The 23,904-nt window shown below is 73.3% G+C and carries 19 protein-coding genes; 12 read left to right on the top strand and 7 right to left on the bottom strand.

The features are described 5' to 3' along the window. Positions 1–7: 7 nt before the first annotated feature. Entirely contained in the window at positions 8–1,546 is a 1,539-nt protein-coding gene (locus AB1460_RS07075) for a CoA transferase (protein WP_368959794.1), read from the top strand. Here AB1460_RS07075 and AB1460_RS07070 read toward each other — a convergent pair. After that, positions 1,494–2,732, bottom strand: coding sequence for a hypothetical protein (locus AB1460_RS07070; protein ID WP_368959793.1), 1,239 nt, complete (start codon positions 2,730–2,732; stop codon positions 1,494–1,496). The two genes, AB1460_RS07075 and AB1460_RS07070, sit on opposite strands and share 53 nt — an antisense overlap. A gap of 575 nt (positions 2,733–3,307) precedes the next feature. On the opposite strand from AB1460_RS07070, the gene bfr reads away from it, so the two are divergent. From bfr to AB1460_RS07040, 6 genes are all read left to right on the top strand, one after another. Then, positions 3,308–3,781: a bacterioferritin gene (bfr, locus tag AB1460_RS07065; RefSeq protein WP_198541882.1), complete on the top strand. Its 474-nt coding sequence runs from the start codon at positions 3,308–3,310 to the stop codon at positions 3,779–3,781. Positions 3,782–4,004: 223 nt separating this feature from the next. Next, positions 4,005–4,625 (top strand): alpha/beta hydrolase, encoded by a 621-nt coding sequence (locus AB1460_RS07060; protein WP_368959792.1) that lies wholly within the window; start codon positions 4,005–4,007, stop codon positions 4,623–4,625. A gap of 137 nt (positions 4,626–4,762) precedes the next feature. Continuing rightward, the gene (locus AB1460_RS07055; RefSeq protein ID WP_368959791.1) at positions 4,763–5,245 is read left to right on the top strand and encodes an ArsR/SmtB family transcription factor; all 483 of its coding nucleotides are present in this window, start codon (positions 4,763–4,765) and stop codon (positions 5,243–5,245) included. Continuing rightward, the gene (locus AB1460_RS07050; RefSeq protein ID WP_368959790.1) at positions 5,242–6,507 is read left to right on the top strand and encodes a cation diffusion facilitator family transporter; all 1,266 of its coding nucleotides are present in this window, start codon (positions 5,242–5,244) and stop codon (positions 6,505–6,507) included. The genes AB1460_RS07055 and AB1460_RS07050 overlap by 4 nt, the downstream gene beginning before the upstream one ends. 116 nt (positions 6,508–6,623) lie before the next feature. Then, positions 6,624–8,078: a hypothetical protein gene (locus AB1460_RS07045; RefSeq protein ID WP_368959789.1), complete on the top strand. Its 1,455-nt coding sequence runs from the start codon at positions 6,624–6,626 to the stop codon at positions 8,076–8,078. A gap of 68 nt (positions 8,079–8,146) precedes the next feature. Further along, positions 8,147–8,581, top strand: coding sequence for a CBS domain-containing protein (locus tag AB1460_RS07040; RefSeq protein ID WP_368959788.1), 435 nt, complete (start codon positions 8,147–8,149; stop codon positions 8,579–8,581). 135 nt (positions 8,582–8,716) lie between these two features. On the opposite strand, the gene AB1460_RS07035 is transcribed toward AB1460_RS07040, so the two are convergent. The 4 genes from AB1460_RS07035 to AB1460_RS07020 all read right to left on the bottom strand — a co-directional run bounded on the left by AB1460_RS07035 (position 8,717) and on the right by AB1460_RS07020 (position 12,368). Then, complete coding sequence (locus AB1460_RS07035; protein WP_368959787.1) at positions 8,717–8,974, bottom strand: Prokaryotic metallothionein; 258 nt, start codon at positions 8,972–8,974, stop codon at positions 8,717–8,719. Positions 8,975–9,051: 77 nt separating this feature from the next. Then, a complete protein-coding gene (locus AB1460_RS07030; RefSeq protein ID WP_071085154.1) occupies positions 9,052–9,687 on the bottom strand; it encodes a response regulator in 636 nt (211 codons plus the stop codon). Between the two features lie 141 nt (positions 9,688–9,828). Beyond that, complete coding sequence (locus tag AB1460_RS07025) at positions 9,829–11,166, bottom strand: DUF2889 domain-containing protein (protein WP_368959786.1); 1,338 nt, start codon at positions 11,164–11,166, stop codon at positions 9,829–9,831. A 392-nt stretch (positions 11,167–11,558) separates the two neighbouring features. After that, positions 11,559–12,368, bottom strand: coding sequence for a hypothetical protein (locus tag AB1460_RS07020; protein ID WP_368959785.1), 810 nt, complete (start codon positions 12,366–12,368; stop codon positions 11,559–11,561). Between the two features lie 346 nt (positions 12,369–12,714). Here AB1460_RS07020 and AB1460_RS07015 point away from each other — a divergent pair, with 346 nt between their 5' ends. From AB1460_RS07015 to AB1460_RS06995, 5 genes are all read left to right on the top strand, one after another. Further along, the gene (locus AB1460_RS07015; RefSeq protein WP_368959784.1) at positions 12,715–15,054 is read left to right on the top strand and encodes an FdhF/YdeP family oxidoreductase; all 2,340 of its coding nucleotides are present in this window, start codon (positions 12,715–12,717) and stop codon (positions 15,052–15,054) included. Positions 15,055–15,245: 191 nt separating this feature from the next. Then, positions 15,246–17,468 (top strand): tetratricopeptide repeat protein, encoded by a 2,223-nt coding sequence (locus AB1460_RS07010; protein WP_368959783.1) that lies wholly within the window; start codon positions 15,246–15,248, stop codon positions 17,466–17,468. 143 nt (positions 17,469–17,611) lie between these two features. Further along, positions 17,612–18,652 carry an MBL fold metallo-hydrolase gene (locus AB1460_RS07005; protein WP_368959782.1) on the top strand — a complete coding sequence of 347 codons (1,041 nt, stop codon included), beginning with the start codon at positions 17,612–17,614 and terminating at the stop codon, positions 18,650–18,652. Between the two features lie 162 nt (positions 18,653–18,814). Further along, positions 18,815–20,437 carry a hypothetical protein gene (locus AB1460_RS07000; protein ID WP_368959781.1) on the top strand — a complete coding sequence of 541 codons (1,623 nt, stop codon included), beginning with the start codon at positions 18,815–18,817 and terminating at the stop codon, positions 20,435–20,437. A 59-nt stretch (positions 20,438–20,496) separates the two neighbouring features. After that, a complete protein-coding gene (locus AB1460_RS06995; protein ID WP_368959780.1) occupies positions 20,497–21,612 on the top strand; it encodes a glutamate ABC transporter substrate-binding protein in 1,116 nt (371 codons plus the stop codon). Between the two features lie 63 nt (positions 21,613–21,675). Here the strand turns inward: AB1460_RS06995 and AB1460_RS06990 are convergent, their stop codons facing one another. Together AB1460_RS06990 and AB1460_RS06985 are read right to left on the bottom strand one after the other, a co-directional pair. Continuing rightward, on the bottom strand, positions 21,676–22,398 hold the full coding sequence (locus AB1460_RS06990) for an FHA domain-containing protein (RefSeq protein WP_368959779.1): 723 nt from the start codon (positions 22,396–22,398) through the stop codon (positions 21,676–21,678). A gap of 213 nt (positions 22,399–22,611) precedes the next feature. Further along, positions 22,612–23,898, bottom strand: a complete 1,287-nt coding sequence (locus AB1460_RS06985; protein WP_368959778.1) for a VWA domain-containing protein — start codon at positions 23,896–23,898, stop codon at positions 22,612–22,614. Between the last annotated feature and the right edge of the window lie 6 nt (positions 23,899–23,904).

Genomic DNA, 23,904 nt, shown 5'->3' with positions numbered 1-23,904 from the left:
GTACCGGGTGAGTGGCACCTGCGCCGCCGAGCTCGCCGACGCCCTGCGCGCGGTCGGTCTCCCGATACCCCCTTCGCCGTCACTGCCGGCTTCAGAGCCGCCCGGCGAGGAGCATGCCGCCCTCGACTGGGCGCGGTCCGGGCTGATGTGGCTCACCGGCCGGCCCGGCCATCCGCCGACGGTGCCGGACGCGCCGGTGCTCGCCCGTGCCCGCGCTGCCGCCGACCTGCTGGGCGCCGCGTCGGCCGCGCTGGGTGCGCCGGTGGCGGTGGACGTTCCCGAGCTGCTGGGCGGCCGGGCGGCCCTGCTCGGCCTGCGCCGGGGCGGCGCGGTCTCCGCGAACGGCAGCTGCCGGCTGCTGCGGGCCGCCGACGGCTGGGTCGCGGTGAACCTGCCCCGCCCCGATGACGTGGACGCCGTCCCCGCCCTGCTCGGTGCCGCGCCCGCGGAGATCCTCGCCGCGGAGCACCTCGATGCCGGCGCCGGTGCGCCGGAGGACGACGTCTGGGCGGCGGTCACCGCCGCGCTGCCCAGCCACGGCACCCGGGACCTGACCGAACGTGCCTGGCTGCTCGGCCTGCCGCTGGCCCCGCTGCCCCCCGCGGGAGCGGCAGGGGCGGCGGTCGCGGCGCCTGTCCGGGTGTTCGGTGCCTGCCGCGCGGCGCCCGTCCCGGTCGGCGACCGGCCCCGGCCGCTGGTGGTCGACCTGTCGTCGCTGTGGGCCGGGCCCCTGGCCGCACACCTGCTGGGGCGGATGGGCATGCGGGTGGTCAAGGTGGAGAGCACCCACCGCCCGGACGGGGCACGCCTGGGCAACCCGGACTTCTACCGGTGGCTGCACACCGGCCACGAGAGCACCCGGTTCGACTTCACCAGCGCCGCCGGCCGCGCCGGGCTGCGCCAGCTCGTCGAGCGGGCCGACGTGGTGATCGAGGGCTCCCGCCCGCGGGCGTTGGCCCAGCTCGGCCTGGACGCCGACCGCTGGGTCGCGGCCCGCGCCGGGCGGATCTGGCTCAGCATCACCGGCTATGGGCGCCACGCCTGCGCCGCCGGTCCCGGTGCGGGCCCGGTCGCGTTCGGCGACGACGCGGCGGTCGCGGGCGGACTGGTCGCCTGGGACCGGACACCCCCCGGCGGGCCGGTGCCGGTGTTCTGCGGCGATGCCATCGCGGACCCCCTCACCGGGCTGCATGCCGCCATGGCGGTGGCGCTGTGCCGGGCGGGCGGCATCGGGGCGTTGGTGGACGTCGCCCTGCGCGACGTGGCCGGCTTCGTCGCCAGGCCACACCAGGGCCCCGACCCGCACCCCGGGACACATCCCCGCCCCCACCCCGACTCGGGCCATGCCACATCCCCGACGCCATGGCCCGCGGGGGAGTGGTCGGTCGCCGGCTCGGACGAGGCCGGATGGACCGTGCACCAGGCCGGGCAGCACAGCCCGGTGCACCCACCACGCCGCCCGTCGGACCATGCTGGGCGCGCGCCCCGGCCACCTAGGGGTCCGACGCCCCGGCTCCAGGGTGCTCAGAGCCCGGCGGGGAACTGACGATCTCGGTCGGCGGGTCGAGCTCCTCACCCGCGGGGGACTCCGAGGCGCCGGAGCTGCCGGAGCTGCCGGAGTTGCCGGAGCTGCTGGAGAGGCCGGAGGACGAGGGCGGGGCTGATGCCGGGTTCCGCCGTGCGCCGTCGAGGATCACCTCGTCGCCGGCCACGGTGACGGCGTCGTCCCCGGCGGCCGCCGCCGTGGGATGGCCGGAGCGCCGCTCGGCGGCCCGGAGCCGCTCCGCGTTCTGCCGGATGGCCTGGCGGTAGGCGTCGTAGCGGTAGGGAAGCCGCTCGGAGGGCTGGGGCCGCCTGCCTGCCCGCGCCCCGCCTGCCCGACCGGTCATCCGGGGCCGCGCGCCGAGCGCGACCGGGAACTGCGTCCGGGACGTCCAGACCGCGACACCCACCCCGGCCAGCCAGAGGCTCCACACCATCCGAGCGAGGACCGGCAGCGGTGCGGCGGGGATCAGCCCGACCGTGGACGCTGCTCCGGCGACGAGCAGCACCGCGCAGCCGACACCACCGCCGACGAGAGCCGGTCGGGACCACAGCAGGCCTCGCAGGCGCAACCAGTCCGTCCAGGCGCCGGCGACCGCGACGAACCGGCCGAACGCGCCGTCACGGTGGGGCATCGCCCGACCGACCGGGCGCAGCGGGCCGAACGGCCACCAGCCGTCGAGGACGACGGCGACGAAACGGGTCGCGACGAGCATCGTCCAGCCGGCCAGCAGCAGCGGGCCGAGAGTCTCGCCGCACAGCACTCCGGCGATGACACGCAGCAGATCGAAGGTGATCACATTGGGGTCGAGCCGGCCGGTCACGCCCGGCGGGTGCGCCAGCAGCGGCACCCCGACCAGCCACAGGGACCATCCGAAGATCAGGACGGTGCTCGTGGCCAGACCGGTGCACAGCAGGAGCCACCGGCTGCGGCGGGCGCCGTGCAGCTCCGGGCGTGCCCGGACGATCCGCGCGGTCAGCGGCACGAGCAGGAACGCGGCGGTGGCGGTGAGCAGGACGCAGGGGACGAGCGTGCGCTCCCGCGCCCCCAGGTCGGCGAGGGTCGCCGCGGCGGGGGTGTTCAGGACGCCCGGGTAGCCGAACACCCGCGCCAGGCCGGCGATCCCCAGCGCGTTGGCCAGCGCGCACCAGACGAACAGGGCGGCGCTCACATCCGCGCCACGTCGCATCGGGAGCACTCCAGGTTCTCGACAGGGTTCCGCGGGACCGCCTCCACGCGCAGGGTCGCCCGGACCCTACGTTGCGCTGCCGTCGGTCTCTGGTTGCCACGTGCCACACGCCACGATGGATGACGGCGAGGCCGGGCGGGTGATTGAAGGACAGCGGGTGAACACGCCCGTTCCGATGCGTTGACCGGGGCGTTTCACCGGTTCTGTGCCGTGAATCCGGTACCGGCGCACCGCCGTCGAGGGCGGTCAGTGGAGCCTTCCCTAACTGAGGACAGGCTAGCCTAAACGGGCGCCGGTGTGAGCTTCGCGGCCACCTTGTCGTTATGCGTTTCGCCCGACAGTGTGATTTCCTGTTTCCTGGACGAATAACGGTGTGCGGCGACCGGTCCGGCTCGCCGCGGGACGGGTGCCCGGCGACGGTCCGGGTACCCATCCCGCGGTGCGGCTGAGGCGGGACCTGCGCGGACGGCTGATCCTGCGGCGGCCTGGCCCCTCGGGTCGTGCCCGGCCGCGGGGGCGCCGTGCCCGCGGCCGGGCGGTGCGTAGGGACGAGGAGTGAAGGCGAGATGGCGACCGTGCGTGGCGACAAAGACATCATCGATCTGCTGAACAAGGTACTGACGAACGAGCTGACGGCCATCAACCAGTACTTCCTGCATTCGCGGATGCAGAAGAACTGGGGATATCTCAGAATTGCCGACTACTACTACCACGAGTCCATTGACGAGATGCGTCACGCGGACCAGCTGATCGAGCGGGTGCTTTACCTGGACGGACTGCCCAACCTGCAGCGGCTGCATTCCCTGCGCATCGGTGAGACGGTGCCGGAGCAGCTGGCCACCGACCGCTCCCAGGAGGACGAGGCGGTCGAGCTGCTCCGCGGCGGGATCGCGCTGTGCCGCTCGAAGAACGACGTCGGTTCCGCCGTCCTGCTGGAGAAGATCCTCGTCTCCGAGGAGGAGCACATCGACTGGCTGGACGCCCAGCTCACGCTGATCGAGCAGCTCGGCGCGACGAGTTATCTCGCGCAGCAGATCCACGAGAGCTGAGGTTCGGGAGCGTTCCGACGCCGAGGGGGCGGGTCTGGCGCGTCCGGGGCGGTGTCGTCCGCCGGACACGAACAATCGTCATGGGGGTGCGGGCCGGGGCCATCGGCCGGGGGATAGTGTGCCTGGCCTCATGGATCTACGCTCGCACGGTGGTGTGAGTGTCATGCCCCGCGGTGGGCCGTGACGGCGCAACGGAGCGCCAGACAAGGAGGACACGGCTTTCATGACGTCCTCGACCGCGACGATCAGCCCTCGGCTCACCGAAGGTGGCCCGGGCCCGGATGTTCACCCGACCGGTGAGGCTGTCCGGGCCGTGGTGGTGATGCTGACCGGGCGGGGTGAGAACCCGGAGCCCTACGAGTGGCTCGCCCGGCGGCTCGCACTCGACGGTTACACCGCGAGCGTCGTCCCGGGTGGGAGTGGTGCGGCAGTGAGCGGGGCCGGAAGTACGGCCCGGGCGGTGGGGGAGGCCCGCCGGCCGGGCGTGCCCTTCGTCCTGCTCGGTTCGGACGCAGGGGCGCTCGCGGTCCTGGCGATGGCGGGTTCGCCGGCACTGCGGCCGGACGGGCTGGTACTGCTCGGCCTGCCGCTGCTCCATGTGCCCGTCGCGGGGATACCCGTCGCCGATCCGCCGCCGCGGGCGCTGCCCGACATGCCGATCCTTCTCCTGCACGGCCGAGATGACCAGATCAGTCCGCTGCCGCTGGTACGGATGACGACCCGCACGGCTCCGCGGGCGGACCTGGCGGTGGTCCCGGGCAGCCACGCGGTGCTCGCCGGGCCCGGCCGCCGCTGCGTCCCGGCCCGGGTGCTGCTCTTCATCGAGGGCCTCATCGCGGACTGAGGTCGGCTGCCACCGCCGGCTGGCCTTCGGCCCGGCACGCCGGCACGCCGGCACGCCGGCACGCCAGACCATGGTCACCGGCGGTGGGCGATTGTTCAGGGTCGCCTGACGTCAGCATGCGCTGTACTGTTCAGTGCATGGTGAAACTTGTCGCGCATGGAGAGGTCCTGGCGAGATTCGGGCACGCGCTGTCCGACCCGACCCGGGCGCGGCTGCTCCTGGTGCTGCGCAAGGGTCCCGCCTACCCGACGGAACTCGCCCACATCCTCTCGGTGAGCCGTACGAACCTGTCCAACCATCTCGCCTGCCTGCGGGGCTGCGGCCTGGTGGTCGCGGTGTCCGAAGGCCGGCGCCTGCGGTACGAGCTGGCGGACGGCGCGCTCGCCCACGCGCTCGACGACCTGCTCAGCGTGGTGCTGGCCGTCGATCCCGACCACGCCCACCCCGACGGGGCCGACGGGCATGACGGCGATCCCTACAGCGGCCGGGACGACGGCCCGGTCAGCGACTTCCGCGGCCGTACCGGCGAGCTTGTCGGCTCGGGCATCCTGCCCGTCGGCATCCCCGCACCCGCCGCGGCGGGTGCGGATCGTGGCCTCCCGGAACGGTCGGACCCTTGAGCGCGGCCAGCGGCCGTGGGCCCGGGCAGGGCGATGGCCAGGCCCCGCGTGACGACCCTGCTCGCGACCACAGCCCTGACGACGACCACGGCCATGACCACGACCACGACCACGACCACGACGGCCATGGCACCGGTCACGATCACGATCATGGCGCCGGTCGCGGCCACGCTGACAGATCCGGTCACGGTCGCGTCCCGCGCCAGGTCCGCCGCACCCATGCCGCTCGCACCCACGCCGAGCCCGCGGGCCACGACCACGGGCACGGGCACGGCGGACACGGGCACGGGGGTCATGAGCATGCGGGTGACGGGTACGTCCCCCGCAGCCCGCAGTCCCAGTTCCGGCGGCTGGCGGTCGCCACCGGGCTGAACATCGGGATCGTCGTGGGGCAGTTCGCCGCCGGGCTGATCGTCGGCTCGGTCGCGCTCCTCGCGGACGCGGCGCACAACCTGGCCGACGCCGCCGGAGTGGCGTTTGCGCTGGTCGCGATCAGACTGGCGCGGCAGGAGCCGTCCGCGACCCGTACCTTCGGCGGGCTGCGGTGGCCCGTCCTCGCCGCGCAGGCGAACGCGGCCAGCGTGCTCGTGGTGACCACACTGGTGTGTGTGCAGGCGGTCGGCCGGCTCGCTCATCCGCGGCCGATCGACGGGCTGGCGGTGCTCGCCGTGGCGCTCGTCGCCTCCGTGGGCAACGGGGCGAGCGCCCTGTTCGTGCACGAGCGGCACGGTGACCTCAACACCCGGGCCGCGGTCATCCACCTCGCCGCGGACGCCCTCGTGTCGGTGGCCGTGGCCGTGGCCGGCCTCGTCATCTGGCTCACCGACGGCTGGTACTGGCTCGACCCGGCGCTGTCGCTGACCGTCGCGGTGCTGATCGGCGTGCAGGCACTCCGGCTGCTCGCCCAGTCGTCGCGGGTACTGCTGGAGGCGACGCCGGTCGGCCTGGACATGTCGGCGGTGCGCGGTGACGTGCTGGCGGTGGACGGCGTCCGCGGGGTGCACGACATGCACATCTGGGGCCTGTCCGACCGGGTCTTCGCGGCGAGCGCCCACGTGGAGGTCACCGGGCATCCGACACTGGAGGAGGCCAGGGCGGTCGCCGGCCGGGTCAAGGCCGTGCTCGCCGAGAAGTACGGTGTCGAGCACGCCACGGTGGAGACCGAGTGCGAGCCCTGCGCGCCGACCGGCAGCGACCCCTGCGGCGTCCGCCAGGTGGTGACCGGTCAGGGCGCCCGGATGATCCCGGTACATCGCCACTGACAGGCGTCCACCGGCGCTCCGGCCGGCATCCACCAGCCGTGTGATCGGTCGTTCCCGGCTCGGGACGGGCACACCCACCAGATGGGTCCGTCCGTTCCGAGCCGAGGGAGGCCCAGGTGACGCAGCCGGGAACGTCCGATCGCGGGGGCGGGGTGGCGCCGTTCCCGCCCCCGAGCGAGGCGAAGGGCGGTGGCGGGGTGGGCACGCCGACGATGTCCACTGTCGAGACCGCGCACTCGACCCTGTTCTTCGTCTCCGACCGGGTCTACAAGATGCCGAAGCGGGCGCCCGCGGGCAGAGCGGATCTGCGCCGCCGGGAGGCGCGCGAAGCGGCCTGCCGGGCGGAGATCGTGCGCAACCGTCCGTTCGCCCCAGGCGTGTACCTCGGTGTCGCCGATGTTCGGGACAACACCGGGACACCGGTGGAGCACATGGTCGTGATGCGCCGCTTGCCCGGCGACCGCAGCCTGTCCGAGCTCCTCGCCCGGAGGGAGTCGGTCGAGGAGCCGTTGCGGGACGTCGCCCGCACACTCGTCGCCTTCCACGAGCGGTGCGAGACGTCCGCGGAGATCGCCTCGCGCGGTCGCCTGCCGGACGTCGAGGCCGGGTGGCTCGCCGCGACGGACGCGCTGGCGCCGTTCCGCCACGTCATGCTGGCGGCGGACGAGGTGGACGACATCGGCCGGCTGGGCCTGCGGTACCTGTGCGGGCGGGCGGCGGTGTTCGACGCGCGGGCGACCCGGGGACGAATCCGGGACGGGCACGGGAACCTGCTGGCCGAGCACATCTTCTGCATGCCCGACGGCCCGCGGATGCTGGACCGGGTGCCCGCCGACGACAGCCGGCGCATCGGGGACGTCCTCGCGGACGCGGCGGTCCTCGCGGTCGACCTCGAGCTGCGCGGTGCGCCGGAGCTGGCCCGGCGCTTCCTCGGCTGGTTCGGCGAGTTCGCGGGGGAGACCCATCCGCCGTCCCTGGCGCAGTTCTACCTGGCCCAGCGGGCCGTCGTCCGGGCGGGGGCGTCGGCGGTGCGAGCACGCATCGGAGATGCGTCCGCCGCGGGGCAGGCCCGTCACCTCGTCGGCCTCGCACGGGAGCATCTGCGCCGGGCGAGGGTTCGGCTGGTGCTGGTCGGCGGGGCCCCGGATTCGCTGCGGTCGGCGCTCGCCGGGCGCCTCGCCGCGGACCAGGACGGCTGGGTGCTCCTGTCGGCAGCGGCTGTGCGCCGCGAGCTGGCCGTCGACCCGGCTGGTGCGGCACCCGCGTCGGCACCCGCGTCGGCGTCGGTGTCGACGCGGGTGCCGACGGCTGGCGGCGCTGGCGGCACCGGCGGCTCCGGGCCGGCCGACGCGGTGTGCGGGGAGATGCTGCGCCGGGCACGTGAGGCCCTGGAGAACGGTGACTCGGTGATCCTCGAGGCGCCCTGGTCGGACGCCGGACGCCGCAGCAAGGCCGCGACTGTCGCGGCCGACACGTGGGCGGACCTGATCGAGCTCAGGTGCTCCGAGGAGGGCTCCTCCCTCGCCGAGACGGTCCGCAACGGGCGCCTCGCCGCCGGAATCCCCGGGTGAGTGGCGGCCAACCGTGTGCCAGTGACTACTGCGGGTATACCAAAACGGACCGTAAAGGGGGAACAGCCATGACGACAGCTCGGGACATCATGCACGGGGACGCGCAGTGCATCGGTGCGGACGAGTCGCTGACCAGCGCCGCCCGGATGATGCGTGACCTAGGGGTCGGCGCGTTGCCGATCTGCGGTGCCGACGACCGGCTCGGTGGAATCATCACCGACCGTGACATCGTCATCCACTGTCTGGCCGAGGGGAAGGACCCGGACTCGGTGCGCGCCGGCGAGCTGGGGCAGGGCCGTCCGCTCTACGTCCGCGCGGACGCGGATCTGGACACGGTGCTGGACCAGATGATGTCGCACCGGGTGATGCGGATGCCGGTGATCGACAACAAGCGGCTCATCGGCATCATCAGCGAGGCGGACCTGGCCCGGAGCCTGCCGGGCGAGAAGATCGGCGCGCTCGTCGAGGCGATCAAGAGCGGGCCGGCCGACCGGCCGTCCTGACCGGCGAACGGTCACCGTCCTGCCCGGCCGGGTGGGACGGTGACTGTCCGCTGTCTGTGGGAGGCCGGCTGTCGGAGGCCACAGGCCGGGCGCACCGGTGAGGCCGGGCACGCCGGTCAGTTCGGGGGCAGATGGTCAGTTCGGGTGGGCGCCGACGGCGTCGCGGATCTCGCGGCCGATGCCGCCGCCGTGGCGGGCACAGTGGGCGCAGCAGAAGAAGCGGCCGGAGACCTCCACCCCGTGCCCGATCACGCGGCAGTCGCAGTGTTCACAGCGGGGCGCGAGCTTCTGCACCGCGCACTCGAACGAGTCGAAGGTGTACCTCTCACCACTGACGACCCGTATCTCGAACGCCATCCAGTAGTCGTTTCCACAGGTATCGCAGGTCGCCATCGCGGCCTCTCCTCTCGGCACGCCACGAGACTACTTTCGGTGCCGAGGTGATCGCATGTCGTCAGGTCGTCGGGCTGTCAGGCCTTCAGCCGGGCCGCGAAGACGGCGGCCTGCGTCCTGCTGGTGAGGCCGAGCTTGCCGAGAATGGCCGACACGTAGTTCTTCACCGTCTTTTCCGACAGATGGACACACGCGGCGATCTGGCGGTTCGTCATGCCTTCGGCGATCAGCCGGAGGATCTGGCGTTCGCGGGCGCCGAGGGCCGCGAGCTGCTCGTCCTCGATCGGTTCGTCCCGCAGCCGGGCGAGGACCTTCTGGGTGACCGCAGGGTCGAGCAGCGAGCGGCCTGCGGCGATCGTACGGATCGCGCCGACCAGGTCGTTGCCCCGGATCTGCTTGAGCAGATATCCGGCCGCCCCGGCCATGATCGCGGCGAACAGTGCGTCGTCATCGTCGTAGGAGGTGAGGATGAGGCAGCCGACCGCCGGCTGTGAGGAGCGGATCTCCCGGCATACCTCGATGCCGTTGCCGTCCGGCAGCCGGGCGTCGAGCACCGCGACGTCGGGGCGGGCGGCGGGGATGCGGCGCAGTGCGGCGGCCGCGGTCGACGCCTCTCCGACGACCTCGATGTCCCCGGAGTCCTCCAGCATCTCGCGGATGCCCCGGCGCACGATCTCGTGATCGTCCAGGAGGAAGACGCGAACTCCACTCATGATCAACAAATTACCCGCGCGGAGGGCCGGATCGCGTGCTCGCCGGCCAGGTCAGCCGGTACGGACCACCGGCGCCGGGACCTTTGCCCGGGAGCCTGCGCACCGAAAGGCACATTGACGACCGACCGCCACAGCACCTGGTCAGCGGTCGGCGGTGCCACCGAGGAAGGTGATCAGGTCGGGGAGGTCGCCGAGGGTCCGGAAGGTGTCGTTGAGGTGGGTGCAGGTGCTCGTGCCGACGAACGCCCGGCCGACGGTGCGACGCAGCTCCGCCGCGGGCAGGCCGACGAGGCGGTCGGCGCTGCCGAGTGCCTGCGGGCACTCCCGGCCGGGAAGCGCACCGGCCCGGGCCCGGGCCCGGCTGATCAGGCCGGCGCTGTCAACCTCGGCCTCGACGCCGTACTCGTGGACGAGTACCTCGCGCCCGGGCGCCTCCAGGAAGGAGTCGCGGAACAGCGCCTCGACCTCGACGGCCGACACCGCGCCGACGGCCGCTCCGTCGGTGGCCGCTCCGCGAGTGGCTTCGCCGTCGGTGGGACCGCCGCCGGCCGGGCCGGGGCTCACCGGGACCACGTCGATCCGCCGCAGGCGGCGCATGGCGTTGGGTGGCATGGGCGGCAGCGGATGCCACCCCAGGGGGTCGTCGCCGAGGGCGAGGTCACCGGCGGGGACGCTGACCGCGCGGACCGGGGTGCCCGGGTTGCCCGGGGTGCCCGGGTTGGCGCGACGCTCGGCGGACAGCCGGGCGAGCAGCCCGCCCTGCTGCCAGCCGGCACAGACATCGATCATGGGGTTGCCGCCTGACCCGGCCCCGGCGTTCACCGCGGCGCCCTCGCGGAAGATGCCGTTGCGGCCGAGGGCCGCGCCGGACACCAGCACCGCGACCGGCACATCGTCGAGCAGCTGCCCGAGCAGCGAGCGATCGGTCGCCGGTGTGGCCGCGTCGCCGCCACCGAGGTCTCCCGCCGGCGCGGTGAGGGCCCGGCGCGCTGCCGCGCGGAACCCTGACCGGGTCGAGGCTCCGACCAGGTCGGCGAGGGCGGGGACGGGTGGCTCGGACTCGATCTCGAGGACTCCGCCCGGTGCGGCCATGTAGTCGAGGACGACCCGCAGTCGGGCCTCGCCCACCACGACGGCCTCGCCGGCCGTGGTGGTCAGCAGGTCACGCCCGGTGCTGACGAGGTGCAGTGGGCCGGTGAGCCCCTGCGGGCGCTCCATCATCACCGAGGTGGTGCGCCGGATCGAGCCCGGGCGGCGGGCGGGGGTGCCCTGCGCCGAGCCCGTCATGCCGGGCCACAGCGGGATCTCGCCGAGAAACGTCGCCGACGCCGCGGGCGGCGGGCCGGCGGGGCGGGCACCGTCCTCACTCTGGCGCGGCCGGGCGATGTGCGGGACGCGTGGAGCGGCACGGCCCGGTGTCAGCCGGGTGAGAGACGACTGGACGGTCGTGGGTGCCGTCTGCCCGTGCGCCATGCGCATACTCCGATCGCTGCTCGCTCGCGGCCGCATTCGGTGGGCGCGATGAACAACCCCAGCGTATGGCGCGGTGCCGACACATCCGTCCCCCGGCGGTGACGGCCTTTTCACAAAAACATCCGCGCTGGGTGTGACCTGCGTCAAAACTGTGCTGCGAGTGTGATCTGCGTCGCCTGGCAGGTATCGGTCAGGTCGGGCGGTCGTACGTCCGAGGCATTGTTCGGGTGAATCGTGTTCCGTGTAGCAGGAAACAAAAAGATATGACGTAAAGCTCTTTGCTGCTGGCACCCTCGGATCCGGGAAGCCCGAGGTCACGGTGGGCACGGCCGCGAACGGCCGGTCCCCGCCGGCGCGTGGAGGACGGGCGTCGCGCGCCGGCGGGAACGCGCCGTGGGTCAGGAACTCGCCGCGGCTCCGGCGTCTGCGGGGCTGGCGGCCGGGTCGCTCTGGGGGGCTCCGACCCCCGGGACGGTCGGCGGCTGGAAGACGTCCGTCGGTGCGGTGGCGACGACCGGCCTGCCGAACTCGGAGAACGTGGCATCCAGGGTGTTGCCGTTCTTGTCGCCGAGCTGGCGCAGCGGCACGGCCGGGCCGACGAGCGAGACGAACAGGGTCGACGACGCCGTCGTCAGCTTCAGCGCCGGGGTGCCCTGCTCGGTCACCTCCTCCAGGGTGGGCTGCTCGCCGTTCTCGATCTCCTTCCTGATCTCCAGGATCTCGTCGGCCGCGCCGGTGATCGTGAGATCGTCGGACGCCCCGATGGACCCCGTGTTGATCCACTGGTCGGGGCGGGCGCCGGGGAACGTGCCCGACCCGGCCGTGCCGCGGATGTAGGCGACGTTGTCGACGCGGAGCACCTCGACGCGCTGGCCGTTCTGGTCGAGGGTTCCGGTGACGACGCCGTTCGCGGCGAGCCGCAGGTCGAGCGAGGCGGCCCGGCCGCCACTGACGTTGCGCCCCACGTACCGCACACTGCCCGCCCCGCGGAGCGCGTCCGCGGCGGCGGTGACGATGTCGGCGGGGGGCCTGGACTCGATCCCGTTGCGCGGCCCCGTCGCCGCCTGCGTGCTCTGGACGTCACCCGTGGTGGCGGCGGCGCCGCCGGAGTCGTCATCGCCCCCACCGCAGGCGGAGAGGACGAGCGCGACCCCGAGAGCAGCCGTCACGGCGGCGAGTCGCGAGAATCGAGTGGACGGGTTTCGCATTGTCGTCCTTTCGCAATGCCGGATCGGTGGCCGCCCGCGTACGCACGCGCCGGCTCCCGTTCCAGCTCGGGTGTGGTCCCTCCCCTGCCGCCCGTAGGTGAGGTGACCATGGACGACGTCGCGGACGATATCGGCATTTAATGCGACACGCATCCGTAGATGCATCCGTGGATTTGCGCCCGGTCGGATCGGGCCTGGTCGGATCAGGCGTAATCTGAACGACCGAATGGCGTGGCATCTCGAACCTGGTAGGACCCTCGAACCTGGTAGGACCCTCGAACCTGGTAGGACCCTCGAACCTGGAGGGACCCTCGAACCTGGTAGGACCAAGGACGGCGGCGCGACCATGGTGACAGGCGACCCGGCGGAGCCGGACGACGGCCGGCTGCGGACCGGCGACCCGGCGACCTGGGCCGCGGGTGTCCCCGGTGTGGCCCATGCGCTGGCGCGCTGCAACGACCTGATGGGGGTGCGCCGCTCCGTCCAGACCCTGCGGCTGCTCAACCAGGACGGCGGTTTCGACTGTCCGGGCTGCGCCTGGCCCGAGCCGCGCCCCGGCGACCGCTCGCGGGTCGAGTTCTGTGAGAACGGCGCCAAGGCCGTCGCCCAGGAGGCGACCCGCGCCCGGGTGACGCCGGAGTTCTTCGCCGCGCACAGCCTGGCCGACCTCGCCACGCGTTCCGAGTACTGGCTCGGCGGGCAGGGCCGGCTCGTGGCGCCGGTCTACAAGGATGCCGGCTCGGACCACTACACCCCGATCAGCTGGGACGACGCGTTCGCGATCACAGCCGCCGAACTGAACGCGCTGCACAGTCCGGACGAGGCTGCTTTCTACACCTCGGGCCGGACGAGTAACGAGGCGGCGTTTCTGTACCAGCTGTTCGCCCGCTCGTTCGGGACGAACAATCTGCCGGACTGCTCCAACATGTGCCACGAGTCGTCCGGGGTAGCGCTGACCGAGACCATCGGCGTCGGCAAGGGCTCCGTCACCCTGGAGGACCTGGAAACGGCGGATCTGGTCCTCGTCGTCGGGCAGAACCCGGGCACGAACCATCCGCGGATGCTCAGCTCCCTGGAGCGGTGCAAGCGCGCCGGCGGCAGCGTCGTCGCCGTCAACCCGCTGCCGGAGGCGGCGCTGCTGCGCTTCCGCAACCCCCAGCACGTGCGGGGCGTCCTCGGCCGGGGTACCGCGCTCGCGGACCAGTTCCTGCAGATCCGCCTCGGCGGTGACCTGGCCCTGTTCCAGGCGCTGTCCGCGCGCCTGCTCGCCGCCGAGGACGCCCGTCCCGGCAGCGTCCTGGACCGTGCCTTCATCGACCGGCACACCACCGGCTTCGAGGCGTTCGCCGCGCACGCACGCAGCCATCTCGGCGCGGCCGACATCACCGCCGCCACCGGTCTGCAGCCCGCCGAGCTGGACGAGCTGACCGGCCGGGTGCTCGCCGCCGACCGGGTGATCGTCTGCTGGGCGATGGGCCTCACCCAGCACCCGGCCGCCGTCGCGACGATCCGGGAGGTCGTGAACTTCCTGCTCCTGCGCGGCAACATCGGCCGCCCCGGGGCCGGGGTGTGCCCGGTGCGGGGCCATTCGAACGTCCAGGGCGACCGCACCATGGGGATCTCGGAGCGCATGCCGCAGCCGTTCCTCGACGCGCTCGGGAGCGAGTTCGGCTTCACCCCGCCGTCCCGGCACGGCCTGGACGTCGTCAACACGATCCGGGCCATGCGCGACGGCGGGGTGACGGTGTTCGTCGCCATGGGCGGGAACTTCGTCGCGGCCACCCCCGACACCGCCGTCACCGAGGCGGCGATGCGCCGCTGCCGGCTCACCGTGCAGGTCTCCACCACGCTCAACCGCTCGCACGCGGTGACCGGCGAGCGCGCACTGATCCTGCCCACGCTCGGCCGCACCGAACTCGACCTGCGGAGCGCCGGCCCGCAGCGGGTCAGCGTCGAGGACTCGATGGGTGCCGTCCACGCCTCACGCGGGCGGCTGACACCCGCCGGGCCGGACCTGCGCTCCGAGGTCGCCATCATCTGCGGCCTGGCGAAGGCCACCCTGGGCGTCCCCCAGGGCGCGGCGGCCCCCGGGCGGCCCGCGGTGGACTGGGCGTCGCTGGCCGAGGACTACCGCCTCATCCGGGCGCACATCGCCCGCGTGGTTCCCGGTTTCGCCGGCTACGAGGCCCGGCTCGACGAACCAGGCGGATTCCTGCTGCCGCACCCGCCCCGGGACAGCCGCACCTTCCCGACCCCGAGTGGCCGGGCCGCGTTCAGCGTGAACACCGTCGAGATCCCCCGGATCCCGCCCGGGCACCTGCTGCTGCAGACGATCCGCTCGCACGATCAGTACAACACCACCGTCTACGGTCTCGACGACCGTTACCGCGGGATCCGCCACGGCCGCCGGGTGGTGCTCGTGAGCCCCGCGGACCTCGCCGATCTCGGCCTCGCCGACGGTGCGTGCGTCGACATCGTCGGAGTGTGGTCCGACGGCGTCGAGCGCCGAGCCGCCGGCTTCCGGGCCGTCGCCTACCCGACAGCCCGCCGCTGCGCCGCCGCCTACTTCCCCGAGACGAACGTCCTGGTGCCGCTGGACAGCACGGCACGGCGGAGCAACACCCCCACCTCGAAATCCATCCTGATCCGCCTGGAGAACGCGGCGAACCGTCCCGGAACCGAATAGCCGGCCACAGGCCCGTCGGCCTGTCACGGCGCGGTCCGCCTGCCTTTTCCAGGCCTGGGACACCAGGCCTGGAAAAGGCAGGCCTTCGGCCTGTTCGACGCATTCGGGAACCAGTCCGGCCGGCCGGCGTGTTGAAGCGGACGGGCGATGGTGCATTCCCCACAGTCATTCTTGACCAGTCGAGGTGATGAGTGTCGCGGACGCGATCGGAGCCGGCGGGCGGCGCGGGCGCAGCGGCCTGCCCGGACCGGCCTCGGGTGTGGAACGTCCCGTGCCCGGCCCCGCCTGTCGTCAGCCGGGAGGATCTTCTGGGCCGGCTGCACCGGGCGCTGCGCCCTGCTGACGGCGCTGGGCGGCGGCCCGCCGCGGCCGGCGGCGAGCGGCGGCCTCCCGTGGTTGGCAGCGGGAGGTGGGATCCCGCCGGGCGGGCTGGTGCGCGGGGCGTCATCCTCGTTCTCGTCCCGGCGCGGGGCAGGGGCGGGACGGGTCGTGCGCATCTCGCCGCCGCCTATGCGCACCGTCATGCCGACGCGTACGGGCTCGTGTGGTGGGTGGACGCGAGGACGCCGGCCGGGGCCGAATCCTGCCTGCTCGACCTCGCCGCGGCCGTCGCACCGCCCGCCGCCGGGCCGCGGGCAGCCGTGCTGCGCCGCCTCTGGGCCGAGCTCGGCCAGCGCTCCGACTGGCTGCTCATCTACGACAACGTCACCTCACCACGGGACCTCGGCCTTGCCGCACCCCCCGACACGGGCCAGGTCATCATGATCGCCGCCGGCCCCGGAGCTGCCCGGCTCGCGTCCGGGGTGCTGCCGGTCGATGTGTTCAGCCGGGCGGAATCGGTCCAGCTCCTCCGCCGGTGCGACGAGCGGATCACCGCCGCGGCCGCCGACCTGCTCGCGGCGGCTCTCGGTGACCATCCGCTCGCCGTCACGCAGGCCGGCCACTTCCTGGCCGCGACCGGTATGGCGGTGCCCGCCTATCTGCACCTCCTCGCACAACACCCCGGCTGGTCCGAGCCCGAGCCCGAGCCCGAGGACGAGGACGGGGCCGGGGCCGGGCCGGTTCCGGTGCCCGAGCCCGAGCGGCGGCTGGCTGCGGTCGTCAGCACGAGTCGCGACGCCCTCGCGGCGGACAGCCCGCCCGGGGCCCAGCTCCTGGACGGACTGGCGTTCCTGGCCGCCGCACCGCTGCCCCTGACGGCGTCGGCACGCGGGCTCGTGCGCTTCGGGCTGGCGGAGGCGTGCGGCGGCGCGGTCCGGATGCATCCGCTGGTCCAGGAGCTGCTTCGTGCCGGGATGTCCCGGGAGCGCAGGGCTGTGGCCCTGCTCCAGGCCCGGCACCTCGTCGCCGCCCTCGGCACGGAGCATCCCGCTGACCGGACCGACGCCGCGGGCGGTGCGGGAGAGGACGCGGCGGCCCCGCCACTTCCCGCCGTCCTGGAACACCACCTCCGAACCCTTGTCGAGCTGGCCGCCAGACCCATCAGGAGCAGTGACACCGGCGGCAGCGATACCGGCAGCAGCAATGTCGACCTCGATCCTCCGAGCGACCGGGACGAGGCGGGTCTGCGCGCCGTGACACTTCGGGTCGGCCGCTACCTGCGGACGTCCGGCCAGTACGGCAGCGGCCGGCAGCTGGTGCGGCAGGAGCGGCTGCGCTGGGTGGAGCGGCTCGGCCCCGATCACCGTGACGTGCTCGCCGCGGCCGAGTTGGAGGCGTCGATCCTCGCGGACGGCTGCGATGATCCCGCCGCGGCTCGCGAGCTGCTGGCGGACGTCCACCGCCGCCGGGTGCTGACGTCCGGGGAACGGCACCGGGACACGCTGCGCACGGCGTCCGCGCTGGCCCGGGTCTGCGGCGAGCTCGGCGACGAGACCGAGTCGGCGCGACTGTTCGAGGGCACGCTCGGCCACCAGCGAGCGCTGTTCGGCGCCGATGACCGGGACGCGCTGCGGTCCGCCGACGGCCTGGGCGAGGTCCTGGTCCGGTTGGGGGAGTACGAGCCGGCCCGGGACCTGCTCGGCGACACCTGGTCGCGGCGCGAACGGACGCCGGGTGCCGGCGATGCGGACACCTGGTGGACGGCCGCCGTCCTCGGTGTGGCTCTGCGTGGTCTCGGTCAGGCGCGGCAGGCCCATGTTCTCCACGAGCGGGTGCTGACCGCTGCGCGCGAGCATCTCGGGGACGAGCATCCGCTGACCCTGTACGCCGTTCTGCACCTTGCGCTGGATCTGGCGGCCCTGAAGGAGACGGACGCGGGCCGGGACCTGTTTACCGAGGTGATCGGATGGGACGTGTTCGGATGGTCGGGCGAGCGCTGGTCGGGCGATCTGCCACCGGGTCCGCAGGCGTCGGTGATCCGGTGGGCCGGTCGCCACCGGGCTGACATCACAGCTCTCTGGGCGGGCGGCTGACAGCGCCCGCCCGAAAATTGACATAAAGATATATCGATACGTGCGACAGGGCAGTGCCTGCCACGATGGCTCGCCCGCCGCCGGCCGAGTGAGGAGGATGATCGGATGAGGCGACCGAGCCACCAGACCGCGGTGATCGGCGCGTGACCGGCCAGGCGCGTCCGGCCGGGCCGCAGCTGCCACCGGTCGAACGGCTCCGGCCCGGGCTGTGGAGCATTCCGATCCCGCTGCCGACCGCCGGCCTCAGCCATGTCTTCATGTACCTGTTCGAGACAGACCGCGGCGCGTACGTGATCGACCCCGGATGGGACACCGACACCGGTTACGCCGCTGTCGAGGCCGGGCTCGCCGTCGCCGGCTACGCCCTGACCGACGTGCGCGGGATCATGCCCACGCACATGCACCCCGATCACTACGGCCTGGCCGGGCGCCTGCGGGAGGTCTCCGGCGCCTGGATCGCGCTGCACCCCGCGGACGCGGCCCTGCTGCGCCTCGAGCCGATGGAGCCGGCCGAACTGATCGACAAGGCGAACGCCCCGCTGCGGCGGGCTGGCGCGCCGCCCGAGGTGCTGCGGGACGTCACCCCGGCGCACCTGCCGCCCGGCCCGCTGCCCGCGATGGCCCGCCCCGACATCCTGCTCAACGACGGCGACCGGCCGGATGTCCCCGGCTGGGACCTGCGCGCGGTCTGGACGCCGGGACATTCCCCAGGCCATCTGTGCTTCTGGGAACCGGTGAACCGGCTCCTTCTCTCCGGAGACCACATTCTGCCGCGCATCACGCCGAACATTCCGTTCGGAACGGGCGCGGCCGACGACCTTCTTGGCGACGACCCGCTCGGCGACTACCTGCGGTCGCTGGACAAGGTCGACGAGCTGCCCGCCGAGGCCACCCTGCCCGCGCACGAGTACCGCTTCGACGGCCTTTCGGAGCGGGTGAAGCAGCTCCACGACCATCACGAGCAGCGCTTCGGTGAGGTCCTGGCCGCGCTTGCTGCCGGCCCGGCCACCGGATGGGACGTCGCCAGCCAGATGGAATGGTCGCGGCCGTGGGTCGAGATCGACGGATTCGTGAAGCGGAGCGCCGTCGCCGAGGCGCTGGCGCACCTGCGCGCGCTGGAGCGGCGCGGGCTCGTCCGCGAACGGCCCGGCGAGCCGCCGGCCTGGGAACGGATTCCCGCATGAATGCATCACCGGGCGAAAGCCGCTGGTCCCGGCGCTGAATGCACCGCGGGCTGATCATCTCGCGGGGGAGTTCCGTCGACAGGGCACGGCCTTTTCCTGCTCTGTGTACGCTTGGTGCCGTGACGATGACAGGCTCCGCCGGTTCGCCCGGGCGAGGCCGAAGTGTCGGGCGCTGAGCATTCCGGGCATTCCTTCATCGGGGCGCCCCGTTCTGCGGCGCAGCTGTGGGCGGGCGCACGCCGTCATGCGGGGCGGGTCCGCTCCGCCGGGGCCGGCTCGCGGTTTGTCGGAGTTCTCGCCCTGCTCACCGGAGTTCTCCTGGTGGCCGGGCTGGTGACGCAGATGGTTCTCGATCGGCGGCTCACCGCGACGGAAAGCATCCGCGAGCGTTCCGTCGCCGCCCTGATCGCGGCCGAGCGGCTGCGGGCCGGGCTGGCCGGCGCTGATGCGACGGCCGCGTCCAACGTCTTCGCCTGGGTCACCCTCGCCCCCAGCTCGTTGAGCCCGGCGGAACGCCGCTCGTTCTACGACCGGGTCAAGGCCGACGATTTCTATGCCGGTGACCATTCCGGCGACGTCTCCGCGGGTATCGCCGGCGACCTCACCGGTGACGCCGCTCCGGGCGGCGCCGGTGACGGGGCGGCCGGTGCCGACCCCGCCGCGGCCGCGAACCCGTACAGCGCGGCCCTGCGCGGCGCGGAGACCGCACTGCTCGACCTGCGTGAGATCGACCCGGGAGCCTGTGACCGGGCTCGCGACCCGGAGTCCACCCACTGCCTCATGACCCGGATCGCCACGCTGATACCCGAGTACACGGGGCTCGTCGCGGCGGCGGCGGCCAACACCCGGGCGGGGAACACGGTGGGTGGCGCCTACCAGAACCTGGCCTCCGACCTCATGACGAGGAGCATCCTCGGGCAGACCGACCAGCTGGTGGCCGCCTACGGTGACCGGGTCGACCAGGACTACCGACAGGCCACCAGCGGGGCGGCGGAGGGTGTGCTCCTCGGCGCCCTCGGAGGCGTTCTGGTCGCGCTGGTGGGTGCACAGGTGTACGTCTTCCGGCGCACCAACCGGATGCTCAACCTGGGCCTGGTCACGGCGACCATCCTGGTGGTCGGCGCAGGGTCGGCCGGGCTCGTGCTGCTGCACGGGCAGGGGGAGCGACTGGTCACCGCGCAGCGGTCCGACTATGTTCCGACGACGCTGCTGGCGGCCTCCCGCACGCTCGCGCTGCAGGCGCGGACCTGCGAGTTCCTCTCGCTGATCTCGCTGGGCAACGGCGAGAACGCCGACCGCTGCTTCGAGGACGCCGTGTCGGCCCTGGGCTACACGCCTGACGGGCAGCCGAAGGGACCGTCCAGCGGCGGCGGCACCCTGACCGCGGGCCTGATCGCGCTTCCCGACCGGTTCGCCGGGCAGCGCGCCGAGCTCGGGGGCGACCTCGGGCGCTGGCTGCAGGTGCGCGCCAGAGCTGTCGCGACACTGCAGGAGCCCCCACCGACGGCACCGGCCGGCGACAGCACCGGCACCGGTGCGGCCGGTACGACCGGCCCGACCGCGTTCGGCCGGGCCATCGAGGGCACCCTGGCCTCCCCGCACTTCGAGAGGTTCGTCGGCGGCACCGACGAGCTGCTCGCCCAGGGCACGGACAGCTTCGCCGCCGAGCTGCGCGCGGCGGCGCGGGACGTCCGGCTGCTCACCGGCATCGTCGTCGGGGCCGCGGTCCTCGCCGTCCTCTGCGCCGGCCTGGGCATCGGGTCGCGCATCCGGGAGTACCGGTGAGCCGGCGACGGCGATGGCGACGGCACCGAGGGCGACGGAGCGGGCTGACGTCCCCGCCGATGTCCGCTCCGAGGGCCGTGCGGATCGGCCTCGCCGCGCTGCTGCTGCTCCTGCCCGGCGGGCTCTCGGCCTGCGGGACGACAGGCTCGCCGCTGCCGTACACAGCGGGCACTCGTGCCGCCGCGCCGGTTCCGTCCCCCGCATCGGTGCCGGCGGGCCAGGGCGCGGCGGGCCAGGACGCGCAGTGTGTGCCGCGCCGCAGTGAGCAGCCGGTGGAGGCCCTGACGCAGCCCGGGGCCCACGCGCAGCGGGTCGCGGAGATCGAGGAACGCCAGGTCCTGCGGGTGGGGGTCGTCGCCGAGGCGAGGCCGTTCGCCTCCATGAACTGGCACACCGGCGTGCCCGAGGGCTTCGAGATCGAACTCGCCCGCGAGATCGCCCGGGCGATCTTCGGTGACCCCTCCCGCGTCGAGATCCACGCCGTCGACACCCGGGACCGGGAGAAGGCCCTGGCCGAGGACGAGGTGGACGTCGTCATCGGCACGATGACGATGACCTGCGCGCGCAAGGAGAGGGTGAACTTCTCCGGGGTCTACTTCGAGGCCTCGTTCACCCTGCTGGTATCCAGAAACTCCGGCCTGAGTACCGTCGCGGACCTTTCCGGGCGCCGGGTCTGCTCCTCCCAGGGGAGCACCTCGATCGGGAAGATCCTGAATCTTCCGGGGTTCCCGGAAGGCCGGCCGGAACCGGTGCCGGTCAGCCGGGTGGGGTCCGCCGACTGCCTGGCGGCGCTGCAGCGCGGTGAGGTCGACGCGGTGGCCAGCGACGACACGATCCTGGCCGGGATGGAGCAGCAGGACCCGACCGTCAGGGTGCTCGGGCGGGAGGCGTTCGCCGGCGCGTCCGCGGCGGAACTGGCGACCCTCGACGAGCCCTATGGCATGGCGGTCGCCCGCACTGACCTCGGGCTCACCGGCCCGGCGGCCGAGGCGCGCCGGAAAGCCGACAGCGACCTCGTCGCGTTCCTCAACCGGATGCTGCTCGACATGTTCACCGACGGCCGCTGGCAGCGGTTGTACGCCGACTTCCTCAGCGACGTGCCCGGCATCCAGGCCCACCTGCCGACCGAACGCCAGCCGCACTGGCCCGACGGCCAGGTCGGCCAGGTCGGATAGGCCGGCCAGGTCGGATAGGTCGGCCAGGCCGGTTGGGCCGGTTGGGACACCGGTCCGCTCCGCTCAACGCAGGCGCAGGGTGATGCGGGTCCAGGCGCCGACGAACACCCGGTCGCCGTCCCGGAGGGGCACGGGACGTCCCGGCCGGATCGGTTCGGGGTCCCGGTTCACCCGGGTGCCGTTGCGGGAGCCGTGGTCGACGACCGCGTAGCTGCCGTCGGGCTGCCGCACGAGCCCGGCGTGGCGGCCGGAGACGGCCGGGTCGTCGAGCGGGCCGGTCAGGCTGATGACTGGCTCCGCGCGGCTCGGCCGGGCGCCGATGAGGATCTCCGGGTTCTCCAGTGCGACCACGCGGGGCAGCCGGTCCGCCGGCAGGCGCAGATCGTCCCCGATGAGAGTCCCGAAGTGGACCGGGTCGACCTCGATGACGGCGCTCCAGGCCGGACCCGCGGCGGGCAGCTGCCGGACCACCGGTACCGCGGGGCGCCGACCGGTCGTGAACTCGTAGCGGCAGCCGAGGCAGTACGCGTCGGTCACCAGGCGGCGGGTCCCACAGTGCCGGCACGGCTCGGGCGGGGGCCAGCCGGGTTTGGACCTGAGATCCCAGCTGCCGACGGACGGATCCGTGGACGTCGCCCATGGGGCCCTCGGGTCCGCCGGCGGCCTGGTCGGAAGATCGTCGAAGTCGATGTCGGGCACGTCCGCCGGCCGCCACGACCGGCCCGAGGCCAGCGTGGCGTCGTCGTCGAGGGTGTCGGGGTCGATGCCGAGGCCGAGGCCGAGCACGTCCCGGTCGTCGGCCTCCTCGTCCGGGCCGGGAGCACAGCCCGTGTCCTGCCCGGCCCCCCCCGGGCACGCCGTGGGTGGTCTCGCCGGACGGCTCGGGCAACGGGTAGGGCAGCGCGGCCGCGGCACCGGCCAGCCACCCGGTCGGCGGGCGGTAGGCGGGACCACTCTCGCCAGCCCCACCGGCGCGGTCCTCCGGGACGGCAGGCGAGCTCATGGGGCGTCCTTCGGTTCGGCAGGCCTGGTGAAGCGGGAGCGCACGCCGAACACCTCCAGGTCGTGCGGGTCGACGCCGTCCCGGATCCGCACCTCACCGGTGGCCGGGTCCGTCCGCAGGACGCGGTCCAGCATCTCGATCTTCTCGGCGTCGCCGAGGTCGTAGGCAAGGCCGCGGGCCGGCAGGAGGTACGTGAGGGCGGTCGGACCGTCGCCGCGGCGCAGCGCGTCGATGCCCTCGGTGAAGGTCCGTTCCAGCCTGATCATCTTGTGGCCCTGTTCCTCCAGCCGCGAGCGCTGGGTGTACAGCGCCGGATCCGGCGTCCACACGGCGGTGATGTCCGCCTGGCCGAAGGACTGCTGCTCGCCGGAGACGAGGGAGATGCGGGCGAGCCGGCACGGGTCCGGCGACGTGCGTGGGCGCAGGCCCGAGACGGTGATGTGGTAGCTGCGCTGCTCGGCGCCCCAGGCGCCGGTGGGGAAGTCACATTCCAGCGCACTGACCGGCCGGGCCCGCCCCAGCAGGTCGCTGATGGCGGGAGTGACCTGCTTGAAGCTGCTGACCTGCGCGTTCTTCGGGACCCACACCCGCAGCGCGATCTCCGGCTGGAGGCGGGCCATCGCGGTGTCGGTCATCTTCTGGAAGTCGGCGGCCAGGTCGGCCGGGTCGGCGATGTCGCGGGCGCTGCCGAGCAGGGCGTCGGAGACGGCGTTGAGCTCGGCAGCGATCCAACCGCGGCCCACCCCGCGGCTGTCGCACTGGAAACGGCCCTGGCAGGCGGCCAGTGCGGCCTGGAAGGCCGCCGGTGTCTCGTGCTCGTTCTTCCCGTCGGTGAGCAGGATGGCGTGCCGGAAACCGCCGGTGTGCGCCGCGAACAGGTCGCGGGCGGCGAGCAGCCAGCGGCCGATGGCCGTCCCGCCGGCCGCGTCGATTCGGTTGATGTGCCGCTTTGCCTCCGCCTGGTGCTCCGCGGTGGCAGGCGCCAGGCCGCCACCGGGCGGGTAGACCGGCTGGGCGGTGCTCGTCCCACGGATCACGGCGAACCGGGCGCCCGGCCGCAGGGCGTCGACGGCGGCGCAGGCCGCTCGTCGCGCCGCGTAGATCTTCGTCGGGGGAGCCATCATCGACCCGGAGCAGTCGACGATGATGACCTCCGCGTAGTCCGTGTTGCGGTGGCCCGGCGTCCCGTCCTCGCGGGCCCGCACCGTGACCAGCGCGTGCGCGTCGGTGGTGTCCCTGGCGAGGAAGCCACTGCTGTCGGCCTGAACCGTGAAACTGATCATGGGAGA

The sequence above is a fragment of the Parafrankia sp. FMc2 genome, from assembly GCF_041008525.1.
In the GTDB taxonomy this organism is placed as follows: Bacteria; Actinomycetota; Actinomycetes; order Frankiales; family Frankiaceae; genus Parafrankia.
The sequence above is the reverse complement of the archived record's forward strand: the minus strand, read 5'-3'. Positions and strand labels throughout refer to the sequence as shown.